The sequence below is a fragment of the Streptomyces sp. NPDC104367 genome (assembly GCF_055583825.1).
This window is the reverse complement of the sequence record NZ_JBVJND010000014.1, coordinates 1-25,370: the sequence shown is the minus strand read 5'-3', so window position 1 is coordinate 25,370 and position 25,370 is coordinate 1. Positions and strand designations below refer to the sequence as shown.

Annotated in this window: 15 protein-coding genes; 10 read left to right on the top strand and 5 right to left on the bottom strand. The window is 73.7% G+C overall.

The features are described 5' to 3' along the window. The first annotated feature begins 298 nt into the window (after nucleotides 1–298). The 6 genes from ACZ619_RS21745 to ACZ619_RS21720 all read left to right on the top strand — a co-directional run bounded on the left by ACZ619_RS21745 (nucleotide 299) and on the right by ACZ619_RS21720 (nucleotide 12,410). A complete protein-coding gene (locus ACZ619_RS21745) occupies nucleotides 299–3,451 on the top strand; it encodes a family 78 glycoside hydrolase catalytic domain (RefSeq protein WP_469601284.1) in 3,153 nt (1,050 codons plus the stop codon). 32 nt (nucleotides 3,452–3,483) lie between these two features. Beyond that, nucleotides 3,484–5,769 (top strand): beta-galactosidase, encoded by a 2,286-nt coding sequence (locus ACZ619_RS21740; RefSeq protein ID WP_469601282.1) that lies wholly within the window; start codon nucleotides 3,484–3,486, stop codon nucleotides 5,767–5,769. Between the two features lie 4 nt (nucleotides 5,770–5,773). Continuing rightward, complete coding sequence (locus tag ACZ619_RS21735; RefSeq protein WP_469601279.1) at nucleotides 5,774–7,702, top strand: penicillin acylase family protein; 1,929 nt, start codon at nucleotides 5,774–5,776, stop codon at nucleotides 7,700–7,702. Between the two features lies 1 nt (nucleotide 7,703). After that, complete coding sequence (locus tag ACZ619_RS21730) at nucleotides 7,704–8,645, top strand: alpha/beta hydrolase fold domain-containing protein (protein WP_469601276.1); 942 nt, start codon at nucleotides 7,704–7,706, stop codon at nucleotides 8,643–8,645. Continuing rightward, a complete protein-coding gene (locus ACZ619_RS21725) occupies nucleotides 8,642–9,694 on the top strand; it encodes a family 43 glycosylhydrolase (RefSeq protein ID WP_469601273.1) in 1,053 nt (350 codons plus the stop codon). Before ACZ619_RS21730 ends, ACZ619_RS21725 begins: the two co-directional genes overlap by 4 nt. A gap of 76 nt (nucleotides 9,695–9,770) precedes the next feature. After that, nucleotides 9,771–12,410 carry a family 78 glycoside hydrolase catalytic domain gene (locus ACZ619_RS21720; protein ID WP_469601270.1) on the top strand — a complete coding sequence of 880 codons (2,640 nt, stop codon included), beginning with the start codon at nucleotides 9,771–9,773 and terminating at the stop codon, nucleotides 12,408–12,410. A 48-nt stretch (nucleotides 12,411–12,458) separates the two neighbouring features. Here the strand turns inward: ACZ619_RS21720 and ACZ619_RS21715 are convergent, their stop codons facing one another. Continuing rightward, nucleotides 12,459–15,665: a hypothetical protein gene (locus ACZ619_RS21715; RefSeq protein ID WP_469601268.1), complete on the bottom strand. Its 3,207-nt coding sequence runs from the start codon at nucleotides 15,663–15,665 to the stop codon at nucleotides 12,459–12,461. 288 nt (nucleotides 15,666–15,953) lie between these two features. Between ACZ619_RS21715 and ACZ619_RS21710 the strand changes: the two genes are divergently transcribed. Next, nucleotides 15,954–18,062 carry a glycoside hydrolase family 36 protein gene (locus ACZ619_RS21710; protein ID WP_469601265.1) on the top strand — a complete coding sequence of 703 codons (2,109 nt, stop codon included), beginning with the start codon at nucleotides 15,954–15,956 and terminating at the stop codon, nucleotides 18,060–18,062. 10 nt (nucleotides 18,063–18,072) lie between these two features. Here the strand turns inward: ACZ619_RS21710 and ACZ619_RS21705 are convergent, their stop codons facing one another. Further along, entirely contained in the window at nucleotides 18,073–18,435 is a 363-nt protein-coding gene (locus ACZ619_RS21705; RefSeq protein WP_469601263.1) for an excisionase, read from the bottom strand. 67 nt (nucleotides 18,436–18,502) lie between these two features. Here ACZ619_RS21705 and ACZ619_RS21700 point away from each other — a divergent pair, with 67 nt between their 5' ends. Then, on the top strand, nucleotides 18,503–19,498 hold the full coding sequence (locus tag ACZ619_RS21700; RefSeq protein ID WP_469601261.1) for a Clp protease N-terminal domain-containing protein: 996 nt from the start codon (nucleotides 18,503–18,505) through the stop codon (nucleotides 19,496–19,498). A gap of 458 nt (nucleotides 19,499–19,956) precedes the next feature. Here ACZ619_RS21700 and ACZ619_RS21695 read toward each other — a convergent pair whose 3' ends face one another. Continuing rightward, nucleotides 19,957–20,985: a LacI family DNA-binding transcriptional regulator gene (locus ACZ619_RS21695; RefSeq protein WP_469601259.1), complete on the bottom strand. Its 1,029-nt coding sequence runs from the start codon at nucleotides 20,983–20,985 to the stop codon at nucleotides 19,957–19,959. Nucleotides 20,986–21,095: 110 nt separating this feature from the next. Between ACZ619_RS21695 and ACZ619_RS21690 the strand changes: the two genes are divergently transcribed. Beyond that, complete coding sequence (locus ACZ619_RS21690) at nucleotides 21,096–22,274, top strand: phytanoyl-CoA dioxygenase family protein (RefSeq protein WP_469601256.1); 1,179 nt, start codon at nucleotides 21,096–21,098, stop codon at nucleotides 22,272–22,274. Nucleotides 22,275–22,289: 15 nt separating this feature from the next. Next, entirely contained in the window at nucleotides 22,290–23,051 is a 762-nt protein-coding gene (locus ACZ619_RS21685; RefSeq protein ID WP_469601253.1) for an SDR family oxidoreductase, read from the top strand. A gap of 312 nt (nucleotides 23,052–23,363) precedes the next feature. On the opposite strand, the gene ACZ619_RS21680 is transcribed toward ACZ619_RS21685, so the two are convergent. Both ACZ619_RS21680 and ACZ619_RS21675 read right to left on the bottom strand, forming a co-directional pair. Further along, nucleotides 23,364–24,218, bottom strand: a complete 855-nt coding sequence (locus ACZ619_RS21680) for a sugar phosphate isomerase/epimerase family protein (RefSeq protein ID WP_469601250.1) — start codon at nucleotides 24,216–24,218, stop codon at nucleotides 23,364–23,366. After that, on the bottom strand, nucleotides 24,215–25,102 hold the full coding sequence (locus ACZ619_RS21675) for a sugar phosphate isomerase/epimerase family protein (protein WP_469601248.1): 888 nt from the start codon (nucleotides 25,100–25,102) through the stop codon (nucleotides 24,215–24,217). Before ACZ619_RS21675 ends, ACZ619_RS21680 begins: the two co-directional genes overlap by 4 nt. Between the last annotated feature and the right edge of the window lie 268 nt (nucleotides 25,103–25,370).

Genomic DNA, 25,370 nt, shown 5'->3' with positions numbered 1-25,370 from the left:
CATTCCTAGGGCCCTCCCGGTCGAGATGTCCGCGGGATCACGAGGTGACGCCCGGGTGGCGCAAAGGCGCCGGTAAATCGATTCATTCCTAGACCTGCCCGACTGGTGTGTCAAGAGTGTGACAGGCAGATACTCGGGTGATGACGGTTCATTTTCGACATCGTTACATCCCCAGCTCTGCTGTGGTGGGCTGTCCGGAAGGTATGGCGACGACCGGATGGCCATCGCGTATTGCACCGCCGTCCGTGGAGTGAAACCATTCACCGCGATGTGATCGAACGAGATGGGGCAGCGACGAATGACACTTGACGATGACTGGTGCGTTGAAGGTCCGGCCGGCCCGGTCGCCGTCACGCCCACGCCGTTCGACCTCAGGGTCGACGGCCGCGTCACCCGCGAGCCGGGACCCGGCGAACGCGGGGTGAACCTCGCGACCCGCGCACATCCACGGCTCTCCTGGCGGCCGGACGGCATCGCGCACTCCGCCTTCGAGGCGGAGCTGACGGACCCGGCCGGCCACCGCGTGTGGACCTCGGGCCGGGTGCCGTCGGCAGCGGGCACCTCGGTCACGGTCGGGACGGACCTGCCGGCCCGCGAGCGCTACGGGTGGGCCGTGCGGCTGCGCTCGGCGGACGGGGTGTGGGGCGAGTGGGCCCGCTCGGAACTGGAGACCGGGCCGGCACACGGCGCGGACTGGACGGCGCCGTGGATCTCGGCCCCCGCGACCTCGCGGCTCCGCCGCCCCTTCACGCTCCCCGGCCCGGTCGCACGTGCCCGCCTCTACCTCACCGGGCAGGGCCTCGTACGGGCGGAGCTCAACGGGGTCCCGGTGAACGCGGACCACCTCGATCCGACGCGCACCGACGCCGGCCGCGCGCTGTACCGCTGCTACGACGTGACCGACCTGCTGCGCACCGGCCCCAACGCACTCGATCTCGTACTGGGCCTGGGGGAGTGGGGCCGTACCGGACTCGACCCGCGCGTCCGGGCCGAGATCGCGATCCGGTACGGGGACGGAAGCCGGTCGACGGTCGGCGCCGACGCGCACACCCTCGTCTCGGCGAGCCGGATCGTCGAGGACGATCCCTTCTACCTGGAGCGGCACGACGTCGCGGCGGAGGCCGCGCACGGCTGGTCGGCACTCGACCCGTCGTGCCTGCGGACACCCGGGCGGGGCCCGGGCGCGCCGCCGTCCGTCGTCGAGCCCGATCCCACCCCCGCGGCCCGGATCGTCGCCCGGCACCGGCCGGCCGAGGCCCACCGGCGCGGCGGGACGCGGCTGTTCGACGTCGGGACCAACATCGCCGGCCGCAGCCGGGTCGAGATCCTCGACGCGCTGCCCGCCGGCACCGTCGTGCGCGTCGTGCACGGTGAGCACGTCGGGGCCGACGGCAGGCTGGACACGACCAACCTGATGATGCCGTTCGACGAGGGCCGCCGACGGCAGGTCGTCGAGTGGGTCTCCGCGGGCACCGCGGGCGAGGTCGTCGAGGCGTGGTTCGCCTACCACGGGTTCCGCTACATCGAGATCGACGGGCTCCCCGAGGACGCCGTGATCAGCCTGACGGCCGGGGCCCTGCACACCGATCTCACACCGACCGGCGTCATCCGCACCGACGACCCGCTCATCGGCACCCTCCTCGAACGCGCCGAGCGCACGCTCCTGAACAACGTGCACGGCGTCCCCGAGGACTGCCCGACACGGGAGCAGGCCGCCTGGACCGGCGACACCGCCTCGGTCGCCGAGTACGAACTCGCCGCGTTCGACACCGAGAACTTCCTCGCGAAGTGGATACGCGACCTGCTGACCAGCCAGGGCGAGGACGGCGCGCTCCCCGCCGTCGCCCCGGACGTACGCTCCCCGCGGCTGCCCGCCGACCCGGTGTGGGGCGCGGCCCTGCACCGCGTCCTGCTGGGCCACTGGCTGCACTACGGCGACCCGGACCTGGTCCGCGAGGCGCTCGCGGGCCTGCGCCGCTGGGCGGACTACCAGCTCGCCCGCGCCGACGGCACCGGCGTCATCGCGCGGATGCCGATCAGCTACGGCCACGACTGGCTCGGCCTGGAGCAGACCCCGCCGCCCGTCCACCACACCGCCGCGACCATCGACTGCCTGCTCGCGCTCGCCCGGCTGGAGGAGGAACTCGGCGACCGTGCCGCCGCCGTCTGCCGCCGCCGGCAGGCCGACCGCCTGCGCACCGCGGCGAAGGCGCGCTTCCACGACCCGGCGACGGGTGTCTTCGCCAACGGCTCCCAGGGCTCCTACGCCGCCGCGATCGACGCGGGCATCCTCACCGGGGCCGATGCCGAGGAGGCCGCCCGGCGGCTCGAACACGACGTCCGCGCGCGCGGCAACCGGGTCTCCGGCGGCTTCGCGACGACCCGCACCATCGTCCGCGCGCTGACCGCCACCGGGCGCTCGCACGTCGTCGCCGACGTCCTGCGCCAGCCCGCCGAGCCCGGCGTCGGCGCGATGCTGGTGTCGGGCCCCGGCACGTTCTGGGAGTGCTGGTGGATCGACCCGGCCAACACCGGCACCGGATCGCTCGACCACGTGGGCCTGGGCGGCGTCTTCGCGAGCTGGGTCTGGGAGGGCCTCGCCGGGATCACCCCGACCGGCGCCGGCTACCGCTCCTTCCTCGTCGCGCCGCAGTTCGTGGCGGGCGTGGACCGGCTGAGCCTGACGACGCGGACCGCGGCCGGGACCGTCGCGCTCGCCTACCGCGTCCAGGGCCCGTCGGCCGCGATCGAACTCGACGTGCCCGACGGCGCGGTGGCCGTGCTCCGGACCGGCGGGCTGCCCGACCGCGAGTTCACCGGCGGCCGCCACGAGGTCACCGTCCCCGTCCGGCGGGCGGCGGCGACCCCGGCGCCCGAGTCGGCCGAGCCGTGGGCCCCGCCCTCGACCGCCCCCAGGCCGGCCGACGTGACCGGGCCCGGCGACCTGCTCACCCGCGCCGTCCGGGACTGCCTCCTGCGCCCGGCCGACGGCTCGGGGCTCGAACTCCTCGACGGCCTGAACTGCATGCCGATCCCGCACGCCCAGCCCGCCGGTCCGGTCGCCCGGGTCTGGGCGGCCCACGCGGGCGACCGCCCCACCGTGCGCGTCGAGCCGCCCGCCCCGCTCGACGCGACCGGGGCCGCCTTCTTCTACGCGCTCGTGGACCTGTGCGACGAGCGCTCGGCCCGAGGCGCGCGGCCCGTCATCCGGCTCCGGTCGGCCGACGGGACCGACATCGCCGCTGTGGCCGACAGCTGGCCCGCGGGCTGGAACCGGGTCGCGGTCGACACCGGCGGATGGGCCGGCCGCTTTGCGGTCACCGCGATCGAAGTCTCCCTCCTGCCTCCCGACCAAGGCGCCGACGACCTGCTCATGCCACAGGCCGACGACCCGGGTGAGGGCTTCCACCTGGGCGGTCTGGGCTTCAGCACGGCCCGGAGGACCTGGTGAACCGACAGCCGCAGCACGACAGAGAGGCCAGCATGCCGAACACCGGTACGACCGTCACGTTCGACGCGCACGCCGCGGGCATCACCCCGACGCCGCTGGACGGGTGGGGGGCGACCCACCCCGACGGGCGGCGGCTCGGCGCGAACAGCCACCACCTGACCCTCGACGACAAGCCGTTCCCCGCGGTCTCCGGCGAGCTGATCCCGCAGCGCTACCCGGCCGCCGAGTGGCGCGAGGCGATCCTCGCCCTGCGCGACGCCGGGGTCTCCGTCGTGTCGTCCTACGTCTTCTGGGGCCTGGTCGAGCCGCGCGCCGGGGAGTTCGACTTCACCGGGCAGAACGACATCCGCCGGTTCGCCGAGCTCTGCGCCGAGCTGGGGATGCTGTTCGCCCCGCGCATCGGCCCGTTCAACAACTCCGAGTACCTGCTCGGCGGGCTGCCGCCCTGGCTGTACGGGATGCCGCTGGTCGAGCGCTCCAACGACCCGCGCTACCTGGACCGCGTACGCCGGTACTTCGAGCGGGTCGCCGACGAACTGCGGGGACTGTTCTGGCCGGACGGCGGGCCGGTCGTGCTGGTCCAGCTGGAGAACGAGCTGGCGCACGCGCCCAACGACTGGCGGACGCTGTTCGGCCACACCGCGACCGACCACCGCGGTCCCGAGGACGGCGCCGAGTTCGCCGCGCACATGGAGAACCTCCGCCGGCTCGCGACCGAGGCCGGGATCACCCCGGCGTTCTTCGCGATGACCGCCTGGGGCCTGCCCGACGCGGTCGAGGCCGGGGGATTCCTGCCCACCTACGGCGCCTACATGGACCTGCACCCGCGGCCCGGCGCCAACCATCCGCTCACCACGTTCCAGGGCGGCGAGTACCCCTACCGCGGCCTGCTGCCGACCGCCTTCTGCGAGCTGGGCACCGGCTCTCCCACCCGCGCCGCCTACCGGCCGACGACCCCCGCCGCGGCGATGACCACCACCGCCGTCACCCGCTTCGCCTCGGTCGAGTCGCTCTTCCTCGGCTACTACCTCTTCCACGGCGGGACCAATCCGGTGCGCGGCGACGGCTTCGGCTGGACGACGAAGGAGCCCGGCTTCCCGCTCCGCTCCTACGACTTCTGGGCCCCCGTCAGCGAGTTCGGCGAGCGGCGCGAGTCCTTCCACCGCGCGATCCCCTTCAACCGGTTCGTCCTGGAGTTCGGCGCCGACCTGGCGCCGACCCAGGTCGTGGAACCGGCCGATCCGGTGACCGACCCCGCCGACGACCGGCTGCGCACGGTCCTGCGGGCCGCCGGCGACGCGGGCTTCGTGTTCTTCGCCAACTACGGCAACAGCCACCCGCTCCCGGACCGCGACGACGTGACGATCGAGGTCCGCCTCGCCGGCCGGAAGACCGTCTTCCCCCGCCGGTCCGCCCTCGCGATCCCGAGCGCCGCGGCGGGCGTGCTCCCCGTCGGACTCGACGCGGGGGCCGGACTGACGATCCTCTCCGCCACGGCACAGCCGCTCGCACGCCTCGGCACGCCGGACGAGCCGTTCCTCGTCCTGCACGCCCCCGACGGCGGCGAGGCCGAGTTCACGTTCGAGAACGTCACCGCGGCCGCCGTCGACGGGGACACCACGACCCACCCCGAGGCCGACGGCGTGACGGCCGTCGTCCGCGTCGACCGCCCCCGGACCTTCCGCGTCCGCGGACCGCGGGGCACCGCGACGATCACGACGATCCCGACGTCGTACGCCGAACGGAGCGTCCCCGTACCGACGCCGGCCGGCCGCCTGCTCGTGTCGAGCGACGTCGACGCCGGCTGGGACGACGACGTCCTGGTGCTCTCGGACATCCGTCCGATCGGGGCGCCCGCGACCGTCGCGGCCCTGCGCCGCCCCGGCGTGGGCGAGGACCTCGCCGTACCGCTGCCCGCACCGGCCCCGGAGGCTCCCGTCCGCGCCGAACACCTCGACGGGCGCCGGGTGCTGCTCACCGCGGCACCCGGTGCGGAGCTGGGCGACCTCTGGGCCGACATCACCTACACCGGTGACCTGCTGCGCCTCTTCGACGCCGGGACCGGCGTCCTCCTCGGCGACGACTTCCACCGGGGCATCCCGTGGCGGGTGCGTCTCGCCCGCTTCGCGGAGCAACTGCACGGCGACGGGCTGCTCCTGCGGGCCGAACCCGTCTCGACCAAGGTCGACGTGCCCAACGAGGAGGGCATCCTGCTCGACAGCGCCGAACGCCCGTCCGGCGACGCGCGGATCGACGGCCTCGCCTACTCCCAGCGGGTACGGGCGACGGTGCCGGTCGCCGGGCTGCTCGGAGGCTGAGGCGATGACGACCGACTGGGGCACGGTGGCCCTGCACCGGGCCGTCTCGGGCATGCCGCTGCTGGCGGCGGAGAGCGAACCCGCCGCCTTCTTCGGCCTCGGCTACGCCCAGGCCGCCGACGACCTCCACGGCCTGCTGCGCCAGTACCTCCTCGTACGCGGTGAGCTGGCGGCCTCCGGCGCGGCCGGCGCCGGGGACGACGCGGCCGAGCGCGACCGCAACCAGCGGCTCTGGCGCGTCCGCGAGGAGGCCGAGGACGCCTACCGCTCGCTCGGACCGCCGATGCGGGAGTGCTACCGCGCGTTCATGGCCGGGGTCCGCGCCCGCATGGCCGAGCGGCCCGACGCGGTGCCGGACTGGGCTCCGCCGCTCGACCCGTGGCTGCCGATCGGGGTCAACCGCACGGTCAGCCTGTACTGGACGACCGCCGACGCGGTGGCCGTACTGCGCGCCGCCGGCGTCCCGCTGCCGCCCGTCGTCTCGGAACTCGACCGGACGCCGATGGTGCCCGGCTCGAACGCCTGGGTGCTCATGCCCGCACGGACCCGGGACGGCGAGACGATCCTCGTCAGCGACCCGCACCTGCCGTTCGGCGGACCCCTCGCGCTGTACGAGGCGACCGTCGCGACACCCACCCTGCACTACACGGGATTCGTGTTCCTCGGCGCGATGCTCCCCGCGCTCGCCCACAACGCCGACGTCGCCTGGGGCGTCACCACCGGCGGCCCGCGCGCCTCCGACGCCTACCGGGTCCCCGACACCGAGGCCGACGCGGTCGTCCTCAACGGCGTACGGTCACCGGTCGTCGCACGCCACGACGGCGCGGCCTACGCCATCTGCAGCCCCTACACCGGAAAGGCCGGCGACACCGAGCGCCAGCTGCTGCGGATGCTGCGGTCCCGGTCCGCCGGCCAGTTGCGCGAGGCGATGTCGGCGTGCGCGTTCGCGCCGCAGAACGTGCTGGCGGCCGACCGCCACGGGCACGCCTTCTACCTGCGCACCGGGCGGGTGCCCCGACGCGCCCCCGACGCGGTGGGCGTGCTGGAGCCCACCCAGCTCTGGGACGGCTTCCTCCACCAGGACGAGCTCGTCCAGGCGGCCGATCCGGAGCAGGGCTGGCTCCAGAACGCCAACTCCGCTCCCGACACAGTCACTTACGGCATCCGCGCCGCCGACTGGCCGCCCGACGCCTTCCACGACGTGCCCGGCCGCCACACCTCGCGCAGCCTGCGCGGCATCCAACTGCTGTCCGCCGCGGGCGCCGTGGGCGTCGAGGAGGTGAAGGCGTGGGCGGAGGACGACCTCTGGCCGGACACCCCGCAGTGGCAGGCCGGACTCGCGGCGGCGGTGGCGGCCGCGCCGCGGCGCGTCGCGGAACTCCCCGCCGAACGCCGCGAACTGCTCGCCCGGCTCCTGCGGTTCGACGGGCGCGCCGCTCCCGGCTCGACCGACGCGAGCGCGTGGCTGTCGTGGCGCCGGCACATCGCGCAGACCCCCGTCGAGCCCGCGCTCCTGCGCGACCTGGTGGCCGCATTCGACGCCGGACTGCTGCTCACAGCCCTTGAGCACTGCGCACTGGAAGCGCGCGCGTACGGGGAGATCCACCGGTTCCCCTCGGGGGCGCCCGGCCGGGCGGGCGCGTTCACGGTGCGCCCCCCGGCACCGGGCGACGTACAGCCGGAGATGCAGGTGCCGCTGCGGGCCACCTACTTCTCCCGGGGCGTCGCGGTCGGCGGCGGTCCCGCGCTGCGGATCGTCCGGTTCGGCGCGGGCGGCATGTCCTCGTGGAGCCTCGCGCTGCCCGCGCACGCGGAGAGCTTCGCCCGCGGCGAGGTGTTCCCGACCGCCTTCCACCCCGCCGACGCCGCGTTCCGGCGACGGCTCACCGCCCAGGACCGACCGCCCGCCGCCCGTCGCGAGAAAGGCGACTGACATGACCGGATTCCACCCCGACCTCCTCGCGGCCCGCGATCTGCCGCGGACACCCGTGACGGCGGAGGAGATCGCGGCCGTCCAGGCCGCCGAGCCGGCCGGGCTGACCGCGCCGCACGACGTCGCGATCGACGACATCGAGGCCCCCGGCGGGTGGGGGGCTCCACCGGTACGGCTGCGCGTCTACCGTCCCCGGGTCCCGGCGCGGGTCCTGCGGCCGGCCCTGTACTGGATGCACGGCGGCGGATACGTCAGCGGCTCCCCGGAGGGCGACGACGCCGCGATGATCGGCCTGGTGCGCACGCTCGGCCTGGTCGCCGTGTCGGTGCGCTACCGCCTGGCGCCCGGACATCCGGCCCCCGCCGCGGTCGAGGACGCCTACTCCGGGCTCGCCTGGACCTGGGCCTGGGCGGCCGACCTCGACATCGACGTACGCCGGATCGCGGTCGGCGGCGGCAGCGCGGGGGCCGGCCTCGCGGCCTCGCTCGCCCAACTGGCCCGCGACCGGGGCGAGTACACGCCGGTGTTCCAACTGCTGATCGCGCCGATGCTGGACGACCGGACGGCGGTCCGCACCGACCTCGACACCACCTTCGTCCGCGGCTGGGAGGCCCCGAGCAACCGGTTCGCCTGGACGGCGTACCTCGGCCAGGAACCCGGGCTCCCGGAGGTGCCCGCCCACGCGGTGCCGGGCCGGCGGTCCGATCTCTCCGGTCTGCCGCCCGCGTGGATCGGCGTCGGCACGCTCGACCTCTTCCTCGACGAGGACCTCGACTACGCGCGGCGGCTGCGCGCGGCGGGCGTGCCGTGCGAGACCCTGACCGTGCCCGGGGCCTTCCACGGCTTCGAGTCGATCTACCCCGAAGCACCGGTGTCACGGGACTTCCTCGCCGCCGCGACCCGCGCGCTCGCGGCCGGTCTGGGCATCGGGGGTGCGGCATGACCGGAGGCGTCATCCGGCCCGGCGAGCCGTGGCTCGACACCGGCGGCAACCGCATCCAGGCCCACGGCGGCTCGGTCCTCGCCGAGGACGGCGTCTTCTACTGGTACGGCGAGAACAAGGAGCGCACCGCGCCGGGCAGCGGGATCTGGCACTGGGGCATCCGCTGCTACCGGTCGACGGACCTGTGCTCCTGGGAGGACCTCGGCCTCATCATCCCGCCCGTGGAGGACGACCCGGACTCACCGCTGCACCCCGCCCGGATGGTCGACCGGCCGCACATCGTGCGCGACCCGCGCACCGGCCGCTACGTCTGCTGGCTCAAGATCATGCATCTCGACGGGCGGCAGCTCTCGACGGTCCTCGTCGCCGACGCGCTGCCCGGACCGTACGAGATCGTCGCGACGGACGTACGGCCGAACGGCATGTACGCGGGCGACTTCGACCTCGTCGTCGATCCGGCCGACGGCAAGGGCTACTACTACTACGGACGGCCGCACTCGGAACTCGTCTGCGCCGACCTCACCGACGACCTCACGGCGACGACCGGCCACTACTCGACGCACTTCCCCGGCAGGCAGCCGCCCGAGGCGCGCGAGGCACCGGCCCACTTCCGCCGCGGGAGCAAGCACTACCTGGTGACCTCGGGCACGAGCGGGTACTTCCCCAACCGCTCGCAGATCGCCTCGGCCGACACCTACCACGGCCCCTGGACGGTGCTCGGCGATCCGCACCCCGGCGATCCGAGCGGCACCTCCTTCCGCAGCCAGGTCAGCTCGGTCCTCCGGCACCCCGGCAAGCGCGACCTCTACATCGCGCTCGCCGACCGCTGGCTGCCGCACCGCAGCGCCGAACAGTCCGACCAGACGGAGGTGTTCCGGCGCCTGGCCGCCGGCGAACCGCTCGACGACGTCGTCACCGCGGAACTCCGGCAGGACTTCTTCACCGCCGACACCCGCGTCGCCGACTACGTCTGGCTGCCGATCCGGTTCGACGGCGACATCCCGGTGATCGACTGGCGCGACGAGTGGCGCGTCGACGAGTTCGACTGAGAGGAAACCCGATGCCCCGGCCCCGCACCGCCCCGATGCCCCGGCCCCGCACCGCCCCGACGACGGGCGGCCGCCCGTGCGTGTGACCTCCCTGCGGACCGATCTGCGCGCGTCCCCGCTGGGCGTCGGCACCCCGCGGCCCGAGTTCGACTGGCGGATCACCGCGGACGACACCCCCGACACCCGCCAGGCCGCGTACCGCCTGCGGGTCGAGGACGCCGTGACCCGGGCCTGCGTCTGGGACAGCGGCGAGGTCGCCGACGAGCGCCCGTTCGGCGCCCGCTACGACGGCTCACCGCTCGCGTCGTCCCGCGCCTACCGCTGGCGTGTGCGCGTCACCGGCGACGCGGGCACCCGCAGCGCCTGGAGCGACTGGGCGGAGTTCGAGACCGCGAAGCTCGACCCGGCCGAGCTGGCCGCCGGGTGGATCGCCCTCGCGGAGGAACCCGACCCCGACGACGCCTCGGTCGCCGCGTTCCGGCGCGAGCTGGACCTGCCGGCGGCCGTGGTGCGCGGCCGGGCGTACGTCTCGGCGTGCGGCTGGTACAAGTTCTTCGTCAACGGACACGACCTCACCGGCCCCGCGCTCGTGCCGCGCTGGACGCCGATGGACCACCTCGTCGAGTACCAGGTCCACGACCTCGGCGACCACCTGCGGCCCGGCCGCAACGTCCTCGGCGTGGCCGTCGGCGACGGGCGCTACCGCGGCGGCCTGAGCGCCTTCGACCGCCGCCGCACCTACGGCGACCGGCTGAGCGCCCTCGTCCGGATCGAGCTCGACCTCGCCGACGGCTCCTCGGTACGGCTCCTCGGCGACGGCACCTGGAGCGGCGGCCGGGGCGCGATCGTGCGCAGCGACCCGATGCGCGGCGAACGACGGGACCTGCGGCTCCCCTTCGACGACTGGCTCGGCGGCGCCGTCCCCGCGCGGTTTCGTCCCGTGGCCGTCGTCCCGCCGCCGCGGGGCGTCCTCGTCGCGGAATCGGTGCCCCGCGTCACCGAGGTCGGCACCCGCACACCGGTCGCCGTCACCGTCGCGCCGGGCGGAGCGCAGATGGTCGACTTCGGGCAGAACCTCGCCGGCGTCGTCCGGGTACGGCTCGCCGCCGGCGCCGGACCCGAGGTGCGGATCACCTACAGCGAACTGGTCACTCCAGAAGGCGAGTTGGAGACCGACTACATTCAGGTGGACAAGGCGCGCCCGAAGTTCTTCCGCGACGAGGTCGTGCTCGACGGCCAGGAGCACGTCTTCCAGCCCTGGTTCAGCATCCAGGGCTTCCGGTACGTCGAGATCGTGGGAGCGCAGCCGCTCGGCCCGGACGACGTGACGGCCGTCGTGCTCTCGACCGACCTCGCCCACACGGGCGAGTTCCACTGCTCCGACCCGCGCCTGGAGCGGCTGGAGGCGAACGTCCGCTGGAGTCTGCGCTCGAACTTCACCGACACCCCGACCGACTGCCCCACCCGTGAACGCGCGGGCTGGACGGGGGACATCCAGGTCTTCGCCGGGACGGCGGCCCTGCTCGTCGACGCCCAGGCCTACCTGCGCCGCTACCTCGTCAACGTGGCCGCCGAGCAGTTGCCCGACGGCCGCATCCCGCCGTACATCCCGAGCGAGACCTCGGCGTTCAGCGGGCCGCTCCTCGGGTCCCTGGACGCCGTGTCGAGTTCCGCCGGCTGGGGCGACGTGGCGGTCCTCACCCCGTGGGAGCTGTATCTCGCCTACGGCGACCGCCAGGTCCTGGAGACGCTGTACGCGACGGCCGAGCGCTGGGTGGCGAGCCTCGACGCCCTGGCCCGCCGCGGCCGGCACCGCAGCCGCCGCCTCACCCGGGGCGCCGGCCGGCTCGAACGGTGGATCGTCGACCAGGGATTCCACTGGGGCGAGTGGCTGCGCCCCGGCGAGGGCGACGAGGAGATGGATCACAACTGGCGCTTCGGGCGGCCCGTCGTCGCGACGGCGTACTTCGCCCACTCCTCGGCCGTGCTCGCCCGGATCGCGGGTGTCCTCGGCCGCGAGGACGACCGGGCCCGCTACGAACGCCAGGCCGCCCTGATCCGGGAGGCCTGGCGGCGCGCCTTCGTCCGCCGGGACGGCCGCATCGGCGACGACCGGCAGGACGACTACGTGCGGGCGCTCGCCTTCGGCCTGATCGAGGAGCGCGACCGGTCCGCCGCCGTCACCCGGCTCGCGGCGCACGTCGAGGCCGCCGGACACCATCTCGGCACCGGGTTCCTCTCGACCGGACTGCTGCTGCCGGTGCTGGCGCGGCACGGGCGGGCGGACCTCGCTCACGCGCTCCTGCTCCAGGAGACCCAGCCCTCCTGGCTCGCGCAGATCGCGCTCGGCGCCACGACGGTCTGGGAGCGCTGGGACGGCATCGACGCGGACGGCCGGCCGCAGGCGTCGCACAACCACTACGCGCTCGGCGCGGTGGTGAGCTGGCTCTACCAGGGGATCGCGGGCCTGGCCCCGACCGCCCCCGCGTGGCGGGAACTGCGGATCGAGCCGCTCCTCGGGGGCGGTCTGACCTCGGCGTCGGCGCGGGTGCGCACGCCCTACGGGGTCGCCGCGAGCTCCTGGGAGCTCGCGGACGGCACCGTACGGCTGCGGGCACAGGTGCCGTTCGGCACGAGCGCCGTCGTCGCACTGCCCGACGGGGACCACGGGGTCGGGCCGGGAACACACGAGTTCCGGTACCGGGCAGGGGGCTGAGACGGCGGTGCCGTACGCCTGTCGCGTACGGCACCGCCGTCGGTCGGGTCAGGAGAAGCGGATGTAGTCGATCTTCCCGGACCAGGTGCTGCTCAGGCTGCCGATGCGGTAGCTCCACCGCGTCGCCGGCTCGAACAGGAACTGCTGGACCGTCCCCGTCCACCCCGGCACGGTCGACATGTCGAGCACGTACTCGTGGTAGTCGGAACCCGGCACGAGCGAGAAGGAGATGCCCTTCAGGCCCGGCTCGTCCGGCACCGGCCAGCCGACCCCCGGCTGGTCGAACGACGTCTTCGCGGTCGTCGTGAACAGCAGGTAGGCCGTGGACCGGTTGTCGGGGTTGCTCATCCGGATGTGGACGTAGCGCGTGCTCGCCGCCGAGATCCCGAGCGAACCCGGCGACAGGAACGCCGGCTCGTAGCCGCCGGCCGTCGTGGTGGTCCCGCCGGACACCGTGACGGCCGAGTAGCCCGCCGTCGGGTTCTGCGCCGCGACGGTCTTGGCCGTGTAGGTGCGGAACCTGAGGCTGCGGTTGGTCTCCGGGCCGTTCCAGGTGCCGCGGTTGTCGGCCGAGTAGTACTCACCGTACGAGGCCGCGGTGTTGTCCGGGTCGTCGCTGTACCCGACCCCGTAGTCCCCGCCCCCGGGGATCACGTACGGGCTGTGGATGACCAGCGCGTACGTCGCCGAGGTGTCGAGGCCGGTGAGCCCCGGGTAGACGCTCACATAGCCGCCCGAGGTGGTCACCGAGGAGGCCGGGACGGCACCGGTGAACAGGGTCGTCCCCTTGTGGGCCGACGAGTCGGTGATCTTCACGACGCTGAGGTGGAGGCAGCCCGCCGGACTCCCCGACTTGTACGCCCAGAAGTCGATCTGGGCCAGCCGCGCGGTGCTCACCTTGAACTGCTGCATCCGCGAGAAGTTCCAGTTGATGTCGGCGTACGAGGCGAAGCCGCCGCTGGTGTTGTCGACGTCGGCGGTCGGTGCGGCGGAGGCCGTGCCGGTGCTGGAGCAGCTGATGTCGGACTTCGCCGTCCAGCCGTCCGCGGCGGTGAACTCGTAGCCCGAGGCCGCCGGCTTGGTCAACTGGACCCGGTCGACGAGGAAGGTCCCGGCCGCGCTGGTGAGTTCGATCCGGATGCGCTGGATCCTGCCGTTCCAGGAGGAGTTGCCCGACATCGGGACGACGGTGTTGCGGAAGCCCTCCACGAGCCCGGTCGTCGCCTTCGGCTCGACGGAGAACGCCACCGAGCGGGCGGTGGTGAAGGACTGTCCCGCGGCCGTGGTGAAGTAGATCCGGCCCGAGGTCGCCGAGCTGTTGTTGGCGTAGTTCAGCCGCACCGCGGTGTACTTCGAGGCGGTCAGGCCGAGGCTGTCGGGCGAGTCCATCGTGGTCGTGCCCGCACCGGTGTCGACCGTCGCGTAGCCGCGCCGCACCGACGCCGTGGCGCTGGAGGTCCAGCCCTGCGCGTCACCGGCGGTGGAGAAGGACCAGGTGCCCGCCGGGTCGGAGCCCGCCGACGTCGACGTGTACGCGACCGACGGTGCCCAGCTCACGGGGGAGGCTCCCGCCGGGACCGAGAAGCGGATCACGTCGCCGGCCGTGACGGCGAGGTCGTCGGCCTTGACCGAGGTCCCCGAGGTGCCGGCGTCCGCGGTCGCCAGCGTCGTGCCGCCCCGCGTCACCGAGACCGTGGCGGTGCCGGACTCCGTCATCGGGTAGCCCCGGAGGCTGACGACACCGGTCGACGGGGCGGTCCAGGTGAGCCCCGCGCCGGTGGCGGCCGTCGGGGTCAGGGTGAACCTGTCGATCGCGGCACCCGAACCGGTGTAGCTCTCGCTGGAGGAGTCGTAGGCGAGCGCCGTCCACGACGACCCCGAGCCCCGCTGGTATCCCCAGGGCGACGTGCCGAACCCGGCGGCCGCGTTGGAGATGTCCGACGCGTCGGCGACGGAGGTGTTGTTCGACGACGTGAAGTCCGCGACGCTGCCGCCGCCCTGAGCCGTCAGAAGCCCGTACGGCTCGTAGTAGAGGTTGTCGGAGACCGTCGCCTGTACGGCGGTGCCGTCGCCGTTCTGCGTGATCGCCCCGCCGCCGGGATAGGGCACGTTGTTCTGGTAGCCGTTGCGGATGAACACGTTCGAACTCGCGGCCCCGTCCGTCGAGAAGTCGGACGAGCCGTGGATCGCGAGGTACTCGATCGCCCCGCCGTAGTTGTCGGCGAAGTAGCTGCCGACGACCTTCACGTCGTTCGTCAGCGACTCGTAGTCGATCGCCGTCATGTCGGGGTTCTGCGTGTTCGGCGCGTTCACGATCATGTTGTTCGCGAGCAGCACGTGGTTGACCCGCCCCAGGAACAGCGAGGTGGTGCCCACGGCGGTGCGGCACGCGCCCGCGGTGTCGATGACCGAATTGCGCACCACGACGTCGGTCGCGGCCTGGAGAGTGAGCGCGACGCAGGGGATGCCGGTCTCGGAGACGCGGTCGAGGGTCTGGTTCGCGTCGTCGTGGCTCGACTCGTACCGGTCGACGAGCACGTTCCGGAAGGTCAGGTCGCCGTCCTCGCCCGCTTTCGCCGTCGCTCCGGAGAGCGTCCCCTGCTGGGTGATCGCGATGCCCTGGGCGTTGTGGCTGGTGCGGACGCGGGAGAAGGTCAGACCGGTCAGCGCGGTCTGGGCGGCGGTCTGCGCGGCCGTGGACCGCACCATGACACCGATCTGCCGGGCGTCGTGGACCGACAGGTCGCTGAAGGTCAGGCCCTCGTTGTCCAGGGTCGTGTAGGTCGCCATGACGCCGTAGTCGAGCGCCCCCGACCCCGACGACGTCTTGTCGCCGATGTCGAGACCGGTGACGACGGCGTGTTCGGGATCGGTGAGGTCGATCCCGGTGCCGGTCGAGGTGCCCAGGATGCGCGGCGCGGCTCCGGTGCCGTACGCGCCGATCGTCGCCGGCTGGCTCGAAGTGCCCGACATGCCGACGCTCAGCTCCTGCGACCAGGAGGCGCCGCGGGCCAGCAGCAGGCTGTCACCGGCCCCGAGGGTCACGGAACCGGCGGGGGTGAACGTGCACCACGGCCGGGCGGTGCTGGTGCCGGGGCCCGAGTCGGAGCAGTCCGAACCGCTGAGGTTGTTCACGTAGTAGGTGACGGGGGTGGCGGCCCGGGCCGGCACCGCGCCGGCGAGGCCTGCCGCCAGGACACCGGCGGCGAGCACCGCGGGCAGGGGCGTTCGACTGAGTTTCAGGGATGGTCGCATCGTCGCGTCCTCATCTTCGAGTCCGGCAGAACGGGCATCCTGCCGGGCGGGTCGCACATGACGGCGATCACCCGCGATCGCGAGGCTGGTGGTGCGCCACGAGGGGAGTGAATCGATACACTAGTGGTATCGATCGCCCTTCCCGGTGTCAATACCCGTGCTCATCAAGGGTTTTGCATCCCCCCATTCCCTTCCTCCTCCCACTGTGTTGACTCGCCCGACGACATCGCCATAACGTTTCACCGACCATTTTCACGTGGTGTGACGAGACGGGCGAGGGTGACGACGATGAGCACCGCGGAGCACGCGATCGAGTGGGGCGACGACCGGCTGGCGGTACGCGTCCTCGTGTCCGCCGACGGCCGCACCCGCCTCGCGGGAATCGCGCCGGACCGGCCGCCGGCCGCCTTCGACGCGCTGCTGCCGCTGGTCGAACTCGTCACGACCGAACGCGGGCGCCGCGCGGGGGAGCGCTTCGACCGCACCGCCGCGGGACTCGACCTGCGCTACCTCGCGCACCGGGAGAGCACGGTGGACGGCGTCGCGGTCCTGGAGATCGACCACCGCGACCCGGTCTCGGGACTCGAAGCCACCGTGCGCCACACCCGCCGGCCGGGCACGCCCGTCCTGTCCTCGTCGGTGCGGGTGCGCAACGGCGGCGCCGCTCCCGTCCGGCTCCTCTTCGTCAGCAGCTTCGTCCTCGGCGACACGACCTGGGACGTGGCGTCGACCGCGATCCGCCGCGCCGACAGCGAGTGGCTCGCGGAGAACCGCTGGCGCCGGGGCGGCTACGCCGAACTCGGCGGACCCGACGTCGCGATGGCGGCCCACGCGGGTGCGACGCCGCGCGGCTGCCTGGCCGTCACCGGCCGCGGCACCTGGTCGACCGGACAGAGCGTGCCGATGGGCGCGCTCGAATCGCCCGGCGGGGCCACGCTGCTCTGGCAGATCGAGTCGAACGGCGGCTGGCGGTTCCAGCTCGGCGTCGGACCCGGTCCCGATCCGGCGGGCGCCCTCGAACTCGTTACCTCCGGTCCGACCGATCCCGACCACGCGTGGTCACCGGTGCTGGCGCCGGGGGAGACGTTCACGACGCCCGTCACGACGCTCGCCTTCTCGCCGCGCTCCTTCGAGGACGCGGTGGCCGCGCTGACCGCCCACCGGCGGGCCGACCGGCGGCCGTACGCCGGGGACGACGGCCTGCCGGTGATCTACAACGACTACATGGACACCCTCATGGCCGACCCGACGACGGAGCGGCTGCTCCCGCTCGTCGCCGCGGTCGGGCGCACGGGTGCCGAGATCTTCGTCGTCGACGCCGGCTGGTACTCCGACGAGCCCGGCTGGTGGGACCTGGTCGGGGCGTGGGAGCCGTCCGCGACCCGGTTCCCGGGAGGCATCGACGAGGTCTTCGACGCGATCCGCGCCGCGGGGATGGACCCCGGACTGTGGCTCGAACCCGACGCCGTCGGGGTCCGCAGCCCCGTCGCCGCGCTCCTGCCCGACGAGGCGTTCTACCAGCGGGGCGGGCGGCGGGTCGTCTTCGACGGCCGCTACCGCCTGGACTACCGGTGCCCCGAGGTCGTCGCGCGGATGGACGCGGTGGTCGACCGCCTCGTCGGCACGTACGGGCTGCGCCATCTGAAGTTCGACGACAACGTCGACGGCCGGACCGGCACCGACCGGGGCGGCACCTCGCCCGGGCAGGGCCTGTTCGAAGCGGGCCGCGCCATGCTCGACTGGGTCGACGGGGTACGCCGCCGGCATCCGTCGCTGCTCATCGAGGACTGCGCGTCGGGCGGGATGCGCGCCGACTGGCTCACGATGTCGCGCTTCGCCCTGCTGTCGACGAGCGACCAGCAGGACGCGCTGCGCCTCGTGCCGATCGCGGCCGCGGCCCCGCTCCTCGTCCCGCCGGAGCAGGCGGGCGTCTGGTCCGTTCCGCAGCCCGGGATGCCCCTCGAACTGGCGCGGACGAGCCTGGCCGGAAGCCTGCTGCGCCGCCCGATCCTGTCCGGCCGCTACGACCTCATGAGCGAGGACGAACTCGCCCTCGTCCGCGAGTTCGTCGCCGTGCACAAGAGCGTGCGGGCCGGGCTTCGCGAGAGCACCTGCGTCTGGCCGCTCGGGCTGCCCGGCTGGGACGACGCCTGGATCGCGGCCGGGCTGGCAGGTCCGCGCGAGGGCCACCTGGTCGTCACCCGCCGCCAGGGCGGCCCGGACCGGATGACGATCCCGCTCGACGGCATCCTCGCCGCGCTCGGGCGGCCGGCCCGCCCCGCCGTCGCCTGTGTCTTCCCGGCCGGGGAGGCGCGCACCTGGGAACTCGCGGGCGACACGCTCCACGTCGGCCTCGGTGAGACGGCGTCGGCCGCGTTCCGGATCCGCCCGGCCTGACCGCGGCTCCTCACCGCTTGCGTTCCAGCGCCGCCAGGCGCAGTTCGAGCTGGTCGACGCGGTGGCGCAGCAGGGTGACCTGGGCCTCCAGGCTGACCTCGCGTTCCGCCCTGCGCTGGATGCGCGGGGAGGCGGCGGCGCGCTCGACCACCGCGTCCAGCCGGACCAGGCGCTGCGGTCCGTTCGGGCCGTCCACCAGCCGGGAGCGGATCTCGCCGTTGCGGTACCAGGACCGCAGGGCCGAGCGGGAGACGCCGGTCTCGGCCTCCGCCCTGGCCAGCGTGACCCAGGGTTTCTCGTCCAGCTGCTCGAACAGCTCCAGCTCGCTCTGCCAGCGGGCGAGCCGGTCCTCCCAGTCCGACGGCGTCTCCATCAGCCCCTCCTCTGTCACGGTGACCCTGTCAAAAGCAGTGTATTGACAGGGTTGAGACCATGGAAGCATGACTTTCGAGAGGTTCACGGTGAAGGCCCGCCGGGCGGTCGTCGCGGCCCAGGAGCGGGCGAGGCTGCTCAGGCACGACCACATCGGCACGGAGCACATCCTGCTGGGGCTGCTCGACGTGCCGGACGGCACGGCGGCGACGGTGCTCGACGGACTCGGGTACGACAAGGAGACGGCGCTGGCCGACGTCACCGCGTCGACCGAGGCCGGCACCAGGGAACTGAGCGGCCACATCCCCTTCTCGGCGCCCGCGAAGAAGACACTGGAACTCGCCCTGCGCGAGGCGCAGCACCTGCACGACCAGCACATCGGGACCGAGCACATCCTGCTCGCCCTGGTCGGCGAGGGGGAGGGCGAGGGCGCCGGAACCGGAGCGCGGGTGCTCGCCGAGCGGATCAGCCCGGTCGGCAGGATCCGCGCCGCGGTGCTGGCGTCCCGGGAGGGCGCGCGGGACGCCCCCGCGGCCGGGCCGTGGCAGGCCGGCACCCGCGCCGCCGAGGACACGGTCTCCACCGCGGGCGCGCTGGCCGGCGGGGCGCCGGTCGGCAGCCATCACCTGCTGGAGGCGATGCTCCGGTCGGAGAACAGCATGGCGGCCAGGGTGCTGCGCGAACTCGGGGTCGACGCGGACGCGGTCGCCGCCAAGATCGGCGAGCTGGACCAGGAGACCACCACGGACGCGAACCCGGAGGAGGCCGCCGCGCGCGGGATGGAGATCCGGCTGGTCGACGGCGAGGTGCACCTGATCCTGCGGGACCCGGCGACGGTCGCGGCCGCCGAGCGGGTCACCGAGCTGTCCGGCGGCCCGGTCCGGGGGGTCGGCCCGGTCGCCGGCCTGTTCGTCCCGCTCTGGCGGTCGACCAACCAGCTGCTCCAGCAGCTCCGCACCGCACTGGAACCGGAACCTTCCGGGGCCGGACCCGACGAGACCTCCCCCGCGGCCAAGGCGGCCAGGGCCGTACGAGCGGCCCTCACCTCCCGCAACCGCCGATAGAACACCCGCCCGCCCCAGCGGAACCGACCGACGGACGACGGCGTCCGGCCGGCACCCCGTAGGTTTTCCGGCCGTCGTCGCGCTGTCGACGGCCGGGGGACGTTCCGGTGCGTCGGAGCGGCCCGTCATCTGTTCGGCCCGGTGGAGCCGGTCGGCGGGCGGCGGGGGCCTGGCCGGGACTTCGACGGCGCGCCGGACGGCATCCCGGCCGTGGTCGCGCTGTCGACGGCCGGGGGACGTTCCGGTGCGTCGGAGCGGCCCGTCATCTGTTCGGCCCGGTGGAGCCGGTCGGCCGCAGCGACGGTGTCCCGGACGGGACTCCGGCGGCGTTCCCGGCCGCCTGTCGCCGCCGTCCGTCGTCGCCGACGCCCGTCTGCGGTCCGTGTGCGTCCGGCGGGTTCCGGCGGCGCCCGCTGCCGGGCGGAGGGGGCACCCGTGCTCCCGGACTCCCAGGTCGGCTAGGCGGTCGTGGGGGGCAGGTTGAGTGGGGTGACCACCTGGATCGCGGAGGGCAGGGTCGGGCCGTCGTCGGGCAGGGCCCCGTGGGCGCGCATGACGGTCTGGCAGGCGCGGCGCACATCCTGGCGCAGGTCGTGGTGGAGGACCGCGGACAGGCGGCGCTCGCGCAGCAGCCGGGTGTTGTCGTGGTCGAGGTCGTGCGCGACGAAGACCGCGCACGACCGGCCCAGCGCGTCGAACGCGTCCAGCGTGGCGAGATTGCCGCCCCCCATGGAGTAGACGGCCACGATCTCCTCGTCCCGGCGGAGCGCGGCCAGCACCAGGTCGCGCTGGGTGGCGTCCAGGCCGTCGCTGTCCGTGACCTCCACCAGCGACCGCCTCGGCGCGGCCAGGCGCATCGCGCTGCGAAATCCCATCTCGCGCTCCTCCTCGCCACGGAAGGAGCCCCGGCTGACGGTGGTGAGCACGTTGCCGGGCCGGTCGCCGAGCCACTGCTCGATCAGATAGGCGGCGGTCGCCCCGGCCGCCCGGTTGTCGATGCCGACGTAGGCCAGACGCGCGCTGTGCGGGAGGTCGGTGACCAGGGTGACGACCGGGACGCCGGCCGCGACCAGCCGGCCGACGGCGGCAGCGATCTCCGGCACGTCGGGGGCCTTGAGGATCACGCCCTGGGTACCGCGCCCGGCGATCCGGTCCAGGGCGGCGGCCAGCTCCGCGGGCGGGCAGGTCTCCCGGAAGTGGAAGCGGGAGCGCACGACCGCCGGGTGCAGCGAGGGCAGTTCGGCCTCCAGCGCCTCGCGCACGGCGGTGGAGAACCGCTCCGGCGTCTGCATCACGATGTCGATCATGAAGGTGCGGCCGCCGATGCGGACCTGGCTCCGCTGCCGGTCCAGGTCCTTGACGGCCTGGTGCACCTCACGGACCGTGCTCTCGCGCACATTGCCCCTGCGGTGCAGGACACGGTCGACCGTGGCCGTGCTCAGCCCGGCCTGCCGGGCGATCTCCCTGATCGTGTACGGGTGGCGCATGTCTGGATCCCCGTGGGTGATGATGGACTATTGATGCGGTGCTGAGGATTGAATGATGGGTTCGGGTTCCCAAGACTGGCAGAAAGGCAAGCACTTCGAAAGGGACCCGGATGCTCACCCAAGCCACCGCGGGCCGGACCTGGCTGACCGAGGCCGACTGCGATCTCGACACGTTCCGCACACTCGTCGAGCGGGAGACCGACGCCGCCGACCACCCCTCGGCACAGGGCGTGGAGCAGAACGTCCCCCTCTACGACAGCGAGCGGCTCCGCGGCCTCGCCGCCACCCCCGAGGGAGGGCGCGAGGTGCAGAGCGAGCTGATCCGGGCGCTGCTCGACGGGCCCGGCATCGTCGTCCTCAAGGGCGCGTTCGCCGACCCGGACGTGGTCGACCGGGCCACCGAGGCCTTCACCGCGCTGATCGAGGAGGAGCGCGCGAGCGGTACCGCCCGCGGCGACCACTTCGCCAAGCCGGGCGCCAACGACCGCGTCTGGAACGCCCTGGACAAGATCGCCGTACGGGCGCCGGAGGTGTTCGCCGACTACTACGCGAACGACATGGTCGCGCTGGTCGCCGAGGCCTGGCTCGGCCCCGCCTACCAGGTCACCTCGCAGGTCAACGTCGTCAACCCGGGCGGGGCCGCGCAGAGCGTGCACCGCGACTACCACCTCGGCTTCCTCGGCCAGGAGCGCGCCGCCGCCTACCCGGCGCACGTCCACCGCCTGTCGCCCGCGCTCACCCTCCAGGGCGCCGTCGCCCACTGCGACATGCCCGTCGAGTCCGGACCGACGCTCTACCTCCCGCACTCCCAGAAGTACGAGCCCGGCTACCTCGCCTGGCGGCTCCCGGAGTTCATCGAGTACTTCGACGCCCACCACGTCCAGCTGCCCCTCGCCAAGGGCGACGCGGTCTTCTTCAACCCCGCGCTCTTCCACGCCGCCGGGCACAACCGCTCGGCCGGCATCCGGCGCATGGCCAACCTGCTCCAGATCTCCTCCGCCTTCGGGCGCGCGATGGAGACCGTGCACCGCGAGGCGATGGCCGGGGCGCTCTTCCCGGTGCTGCTCAAGCGCAAGGCCGAGGGCGTCTCGGCGGACTGGCTGCGCCGCGTGGTCGCCGCCACCGCCGAGGGCTACCCCTTCCCGACCAACCTGGACCTCGACCCGCCGGTCGACGGTCTCGCCCCGCCCTCCCAGGCGGACACCGTCGAGCGGGCCGTGGCCGAGGAGTGGGACCCGGAGCGGCTGCGCCGGGAACTGCGGGCCGCCGCCGAACGCCGGCACGGCTGAGAGGAACGGACACCCATGACACTTCTTCAGGACAAGGTCGTCCTGGTCAACGGCGGCAGCCAGGGCGTCGGCGCCGGCATCGTGCGGGCGGCCGTACGGGAGGGGGCGCGTGTCGTCCTCACCGGCCGCCGGGCCGAGGTCGGCGAGAAGCTCGCCGCCGACACCGGGGCACTGTTCGTACGGGCGGACCTCGCCGACCCGGCCGAGGCGCGGGGGTCCGTCGCACGGACCCTGGAGGCGCACGGCCGGATCGACTGCCTGGTCAACGCGGCCGGGCTGACCACCCGAGGCTCGCTCCTGGACACCACGCCGGAGCTGTTCGACCAGCACATGGCGATCAACCTGCGGGCGCCGTTCTTCTCGATGCAGGCGGCGGTGGCCGACATGACGGCCCGGCGGGCACCGGGCACCATCGTCAACATCATCTCCAACTGCGCCCACGGCGGCCCGCCCTACCTGGCCCCCTACTCCACCGCCAAGGCCGGACTGGCCGGGCTGACCCGCAACGCGGCCCACGCCCACCGCCGGGACCGCATCCGCGTCAACGGCCTCAACATCGGCTGGACGGACACCGAGGGCGAGGACGCGATCCAGCGCGCGTTCCACGGCGCCGGGGACGACTGGCGGGAGAAGGCGGCCGCGGCCCAGCCCATGGGCAAGCTCGGCCAGGTCGACGAGATCGCCGACTTCGTCGTCTTCCTGCTCTCCGACCGCAGCGGCGTGGTCACCGGCTCGGTCATCGACTGGGACCAGATCGTCTTCGGCGGCATGGACTGAGCGGCGGACCGCCGACCGCCGCACACCCGGCGCCCGGCGGTCGGTGTCGCTCCTGCGGCCGGCGAGCGGCACCTCGGCCGCCCACACCCGGCGCCCGGCGCCCGGCAGTCGGTGTCGCTCCTGCGCCCGGTGTCCTACGGCCCGCGCCGCTCCTGTGGTGACGGTCGGTGTCGCTGCTGTGCCCGGCGTCCGACGGCCGGTGTCGCTCCTGCGCCCGGTCCGCCGGCGATCGGCGTCGCTCCCACTCCCGGCGCCTTACTCCAGGCGTCCGACGGCCCGCGCCGCTCCTGCTCCCAGCGGCCCCTGCCGTTCCTATGCCCGGCTCAGCAGTGCCGCGGTGCTGCGGTAGGCCGCCGCTGTCGCCTCGCGGACCGGTAGCGCGCGGTGCGCGTCGGAGAGGATCTCCACGCCCCAGGGGCCGGTCCAGCCGGCCGCGCGGAGTGCGGTGACGACGCCCGGCAGGTCGAAGGTGCCCTCGCCGCACAGCCGGCGGCGCCGGACGGTGTCCTCGAACAGGCTGCCGACGACCTGCCCGTCGGCGTCGTTCAGCTCCACGCCGACGATCCGGGAGCCGGGGACCGCCGCGAGTTCGGCGGCCGGGGTGCCCGCGCGCTCGGTGTGCCACACGTCGATGACGAGACCGCCCGCCGGATGCCCGGCGGCCTCCACGAGCCGCAGTCCGTCGTGCACGGTCCGCAGGTTGGACCAGGGCAGGAACTCGATGCCGAGCCGGGCGCCCACGCCGTCGGCCTCGGCGGCCAGCGCGGCGAACTCACCGGCCCAGACGTCGAGGTCCCAGGGCCCGTCCGTCACGTCGGGCCCGATCTTGAGGTGGTGCGCGCCCAGCGCCTCGGCGGCCCTCAGCAGGTCCCGGCGCACCGCGTCCGACGCGGCCCGCCGGGGGCCGTCCGCCCACCAGTCGGTGAGCAGCTCCAGCTCGATGTGGTCGAGGCCGTTGTCCGCGAGGATCGAGCGCACTCCCGCGAGGCCGTGGACGCGCTCGGCCTCCGCCAGGTCCGTGTGCAGCAGGCCGAAGCCCGTGAACCCGGCGGCGCCCGCGGCCTCCGCGCGCTCGCGCAGGCCCAGCGGGCTGCGCCCGTCGCCACGGCCGGGCGCTGCGTCACCGGCCGTGGTCCAGCAGGTGGCCAGCAGCGCCTCGGTGGTCACGCGCCGGCCCGCAGCACCGACCGCAGGTGCTCGGCGCTCGCCCAGACGTCGTCGACCGGACCCTTGTCCCGGGGCTCCTCGGTGAGGATCGTGTCCTGCTCCAGCACGTACCAGCCGTCGTAGCCGCGGGCGCTCAGGTGCGTGACGATCGCCTCGACGTCGACGTCACCGGCGCCCAGCGGGCGGTACATCCCGGCGCGGACGGCGTCGGTGTAGCTGAGGCGGCCGGACTGCACCTTGGCGGCGAGGGAGGCGTCCACGTCCTTCATGTGGGTGTGGGCGATCCGCTCGGGGGCCTGCCGGGTCAGCTCCGCGGGGTCGGTGCCGCCGATGAGGAGGTGGCCGGTGTCCAGGCAGAGGGAGATCGAGGAGTGCTCCAGGACGCGGCGGACCTCCTCGCCGTTCTCGATCATCGTGCCGACGTGCGGGTGCAGGACCGCGCGCACACCGCGCTCGGCGGCCAGCGCCGTGAGCCGGTCGAGGTTGGACAGCAGCAGCTTCCAGCCGTCGGCGTCCAGCTCGGGGCGGGAGTCGTAGCCGTCCTGGCCGGTGACGGCGGACAGCACGAGGACCTCGGCCTTCGAGGCGTCGTAGCCCGCCAGGAGCCGCTCGGCCTCGGGCAGCGGGTCGTGTCCGGGGACGTGCAGCAGCAGCGGGGTGAAGCCGCCGACGGCGTGCAGGTCGTGGTCGGCGAGGACCTGGGCCATCGCCTCCGGCGCGGCGGGCAGGAACCCGTCGGGACCGAACTCGGTGGCGGCCAGACCGACCTCCCGCATCTCCTTCAGCACCCGCTCCGGCGTCAACTGGTAGCCCCATCCGGGCACTTCGCACACACCCCAGGAGATGGGGGCGCCGGCGATCCGGTTCGGCGAGGAGGTGGTCATGGCGTGGCCTTTCGATGGGCGGGTCGGGTGCGGGCCGGCCGGGCCGTTCACGCGCTCGTAACGCTAGGTTCGGGGCGGACGTTTCTGAAGCCCTCGAATCCATCATTTACCCGTCAACGCCACCCTCATTTTTCCGTCACACCGGCCGGGTGCCCGCGAGGCCTCGCCCTAGTTGTTCTGTCCGGGGAGGTTGTGGACAGTGATGCAGGTCTCGGCTGACCGATCTTGAAATGGGTGAGGGCCTTCTGGCCTGGTGTGGATTGCGACA

Coding starts and splice junctions, on each gene's coding strand:
- ACZ619_RS21745 (WP_469601284.1), top strand. CDS start 299: ATGACACTTGACGATGACTGGTGCGTTGAAGGTCCGGCCGGCCCGGTC.
- ACZ619_RS21740 (WP_469601282.1), top strand. CDS start 3,484: ATGCCGAACACCGGTACGACCGTCACGTTCGACGCGCACGCCGCGGGC.
- ACZ619_RS21735 (WP_469601279.1), top strand. CDS start 5,774: ATGACGACCGACTGGGGCACGGTGGCCCTGCACCGGGCCGTCTCGGGC.
- ACZ619_RS21730 (WP_469601276.1), top strand. CDS start 7,704: ATGACCGGATTCCACCCCGACCTCCTCGCGGCCCGCGATCTGCCGCGG.
- ACZ619_RS21725 (WP_469601273.1), top strand. CDS start 8,642: ATGACCGGAGGCGTCATCCGGCCCGGCGAGCCGTGGCTCGACACCGGC.
- ACZ619_RS21715 (WP_469601268.1), bottom strand. CDS start 15,665: ATGCGACCATCCCTGAAACTCAGTCGAACGCCCCTGCCCGCGGTGCTC.
- ACZ619_RS21710 (WP_469601265.1), top strand. CDS start 15,954: ATGAGCACCGCGGAGCACGCGATCGAGTGGGGCGACGACCGGCTGGCG.
- ACZ619_RS21705 (WP_469601263.1), bottom strand. CDS start 18,435: ATGGAGACGCCGTCGGACTGGGAGGACCGGCTCGCCCGCTGGCAGAGC.
- ACZ619_RS21700 (WP_469601261.1), top strand. CDS start 18,503: ATGACTTTCGAGAGGTTCACGGTGAAGGCCCGCCGGGCGGTCGTCGCG.
- ACZ619_RS21695 (WP_469601259.1), bottom strand. CDS start 20,985: ATGCGCCACCCGTACACGATCAGGGAGATCGCCCGGCAGGCCGGGCTG.
- ACZ619_RS21690 (WP_469601256.1), top strand. CDS start 21,096: ATGCTCACCCAAGCCACCGCGGGCCGGACCTGGCTGACCGAGGCCGAC.
- ACZ619_RS21685 (WP_469601253.1), top strand. CDS start 22,290: ATGACACTTCTTCAGGACAAGGTCGTCCTGGTCAACGGCGGCAGCCAG.
- ACZ619_RS21675 (WP_469601248.1), bottom strand. CDS start 25,102: ATGACCACCTCCTCGCCGAACCGGATCGCCGGCGCCCCCATCTCCTGG.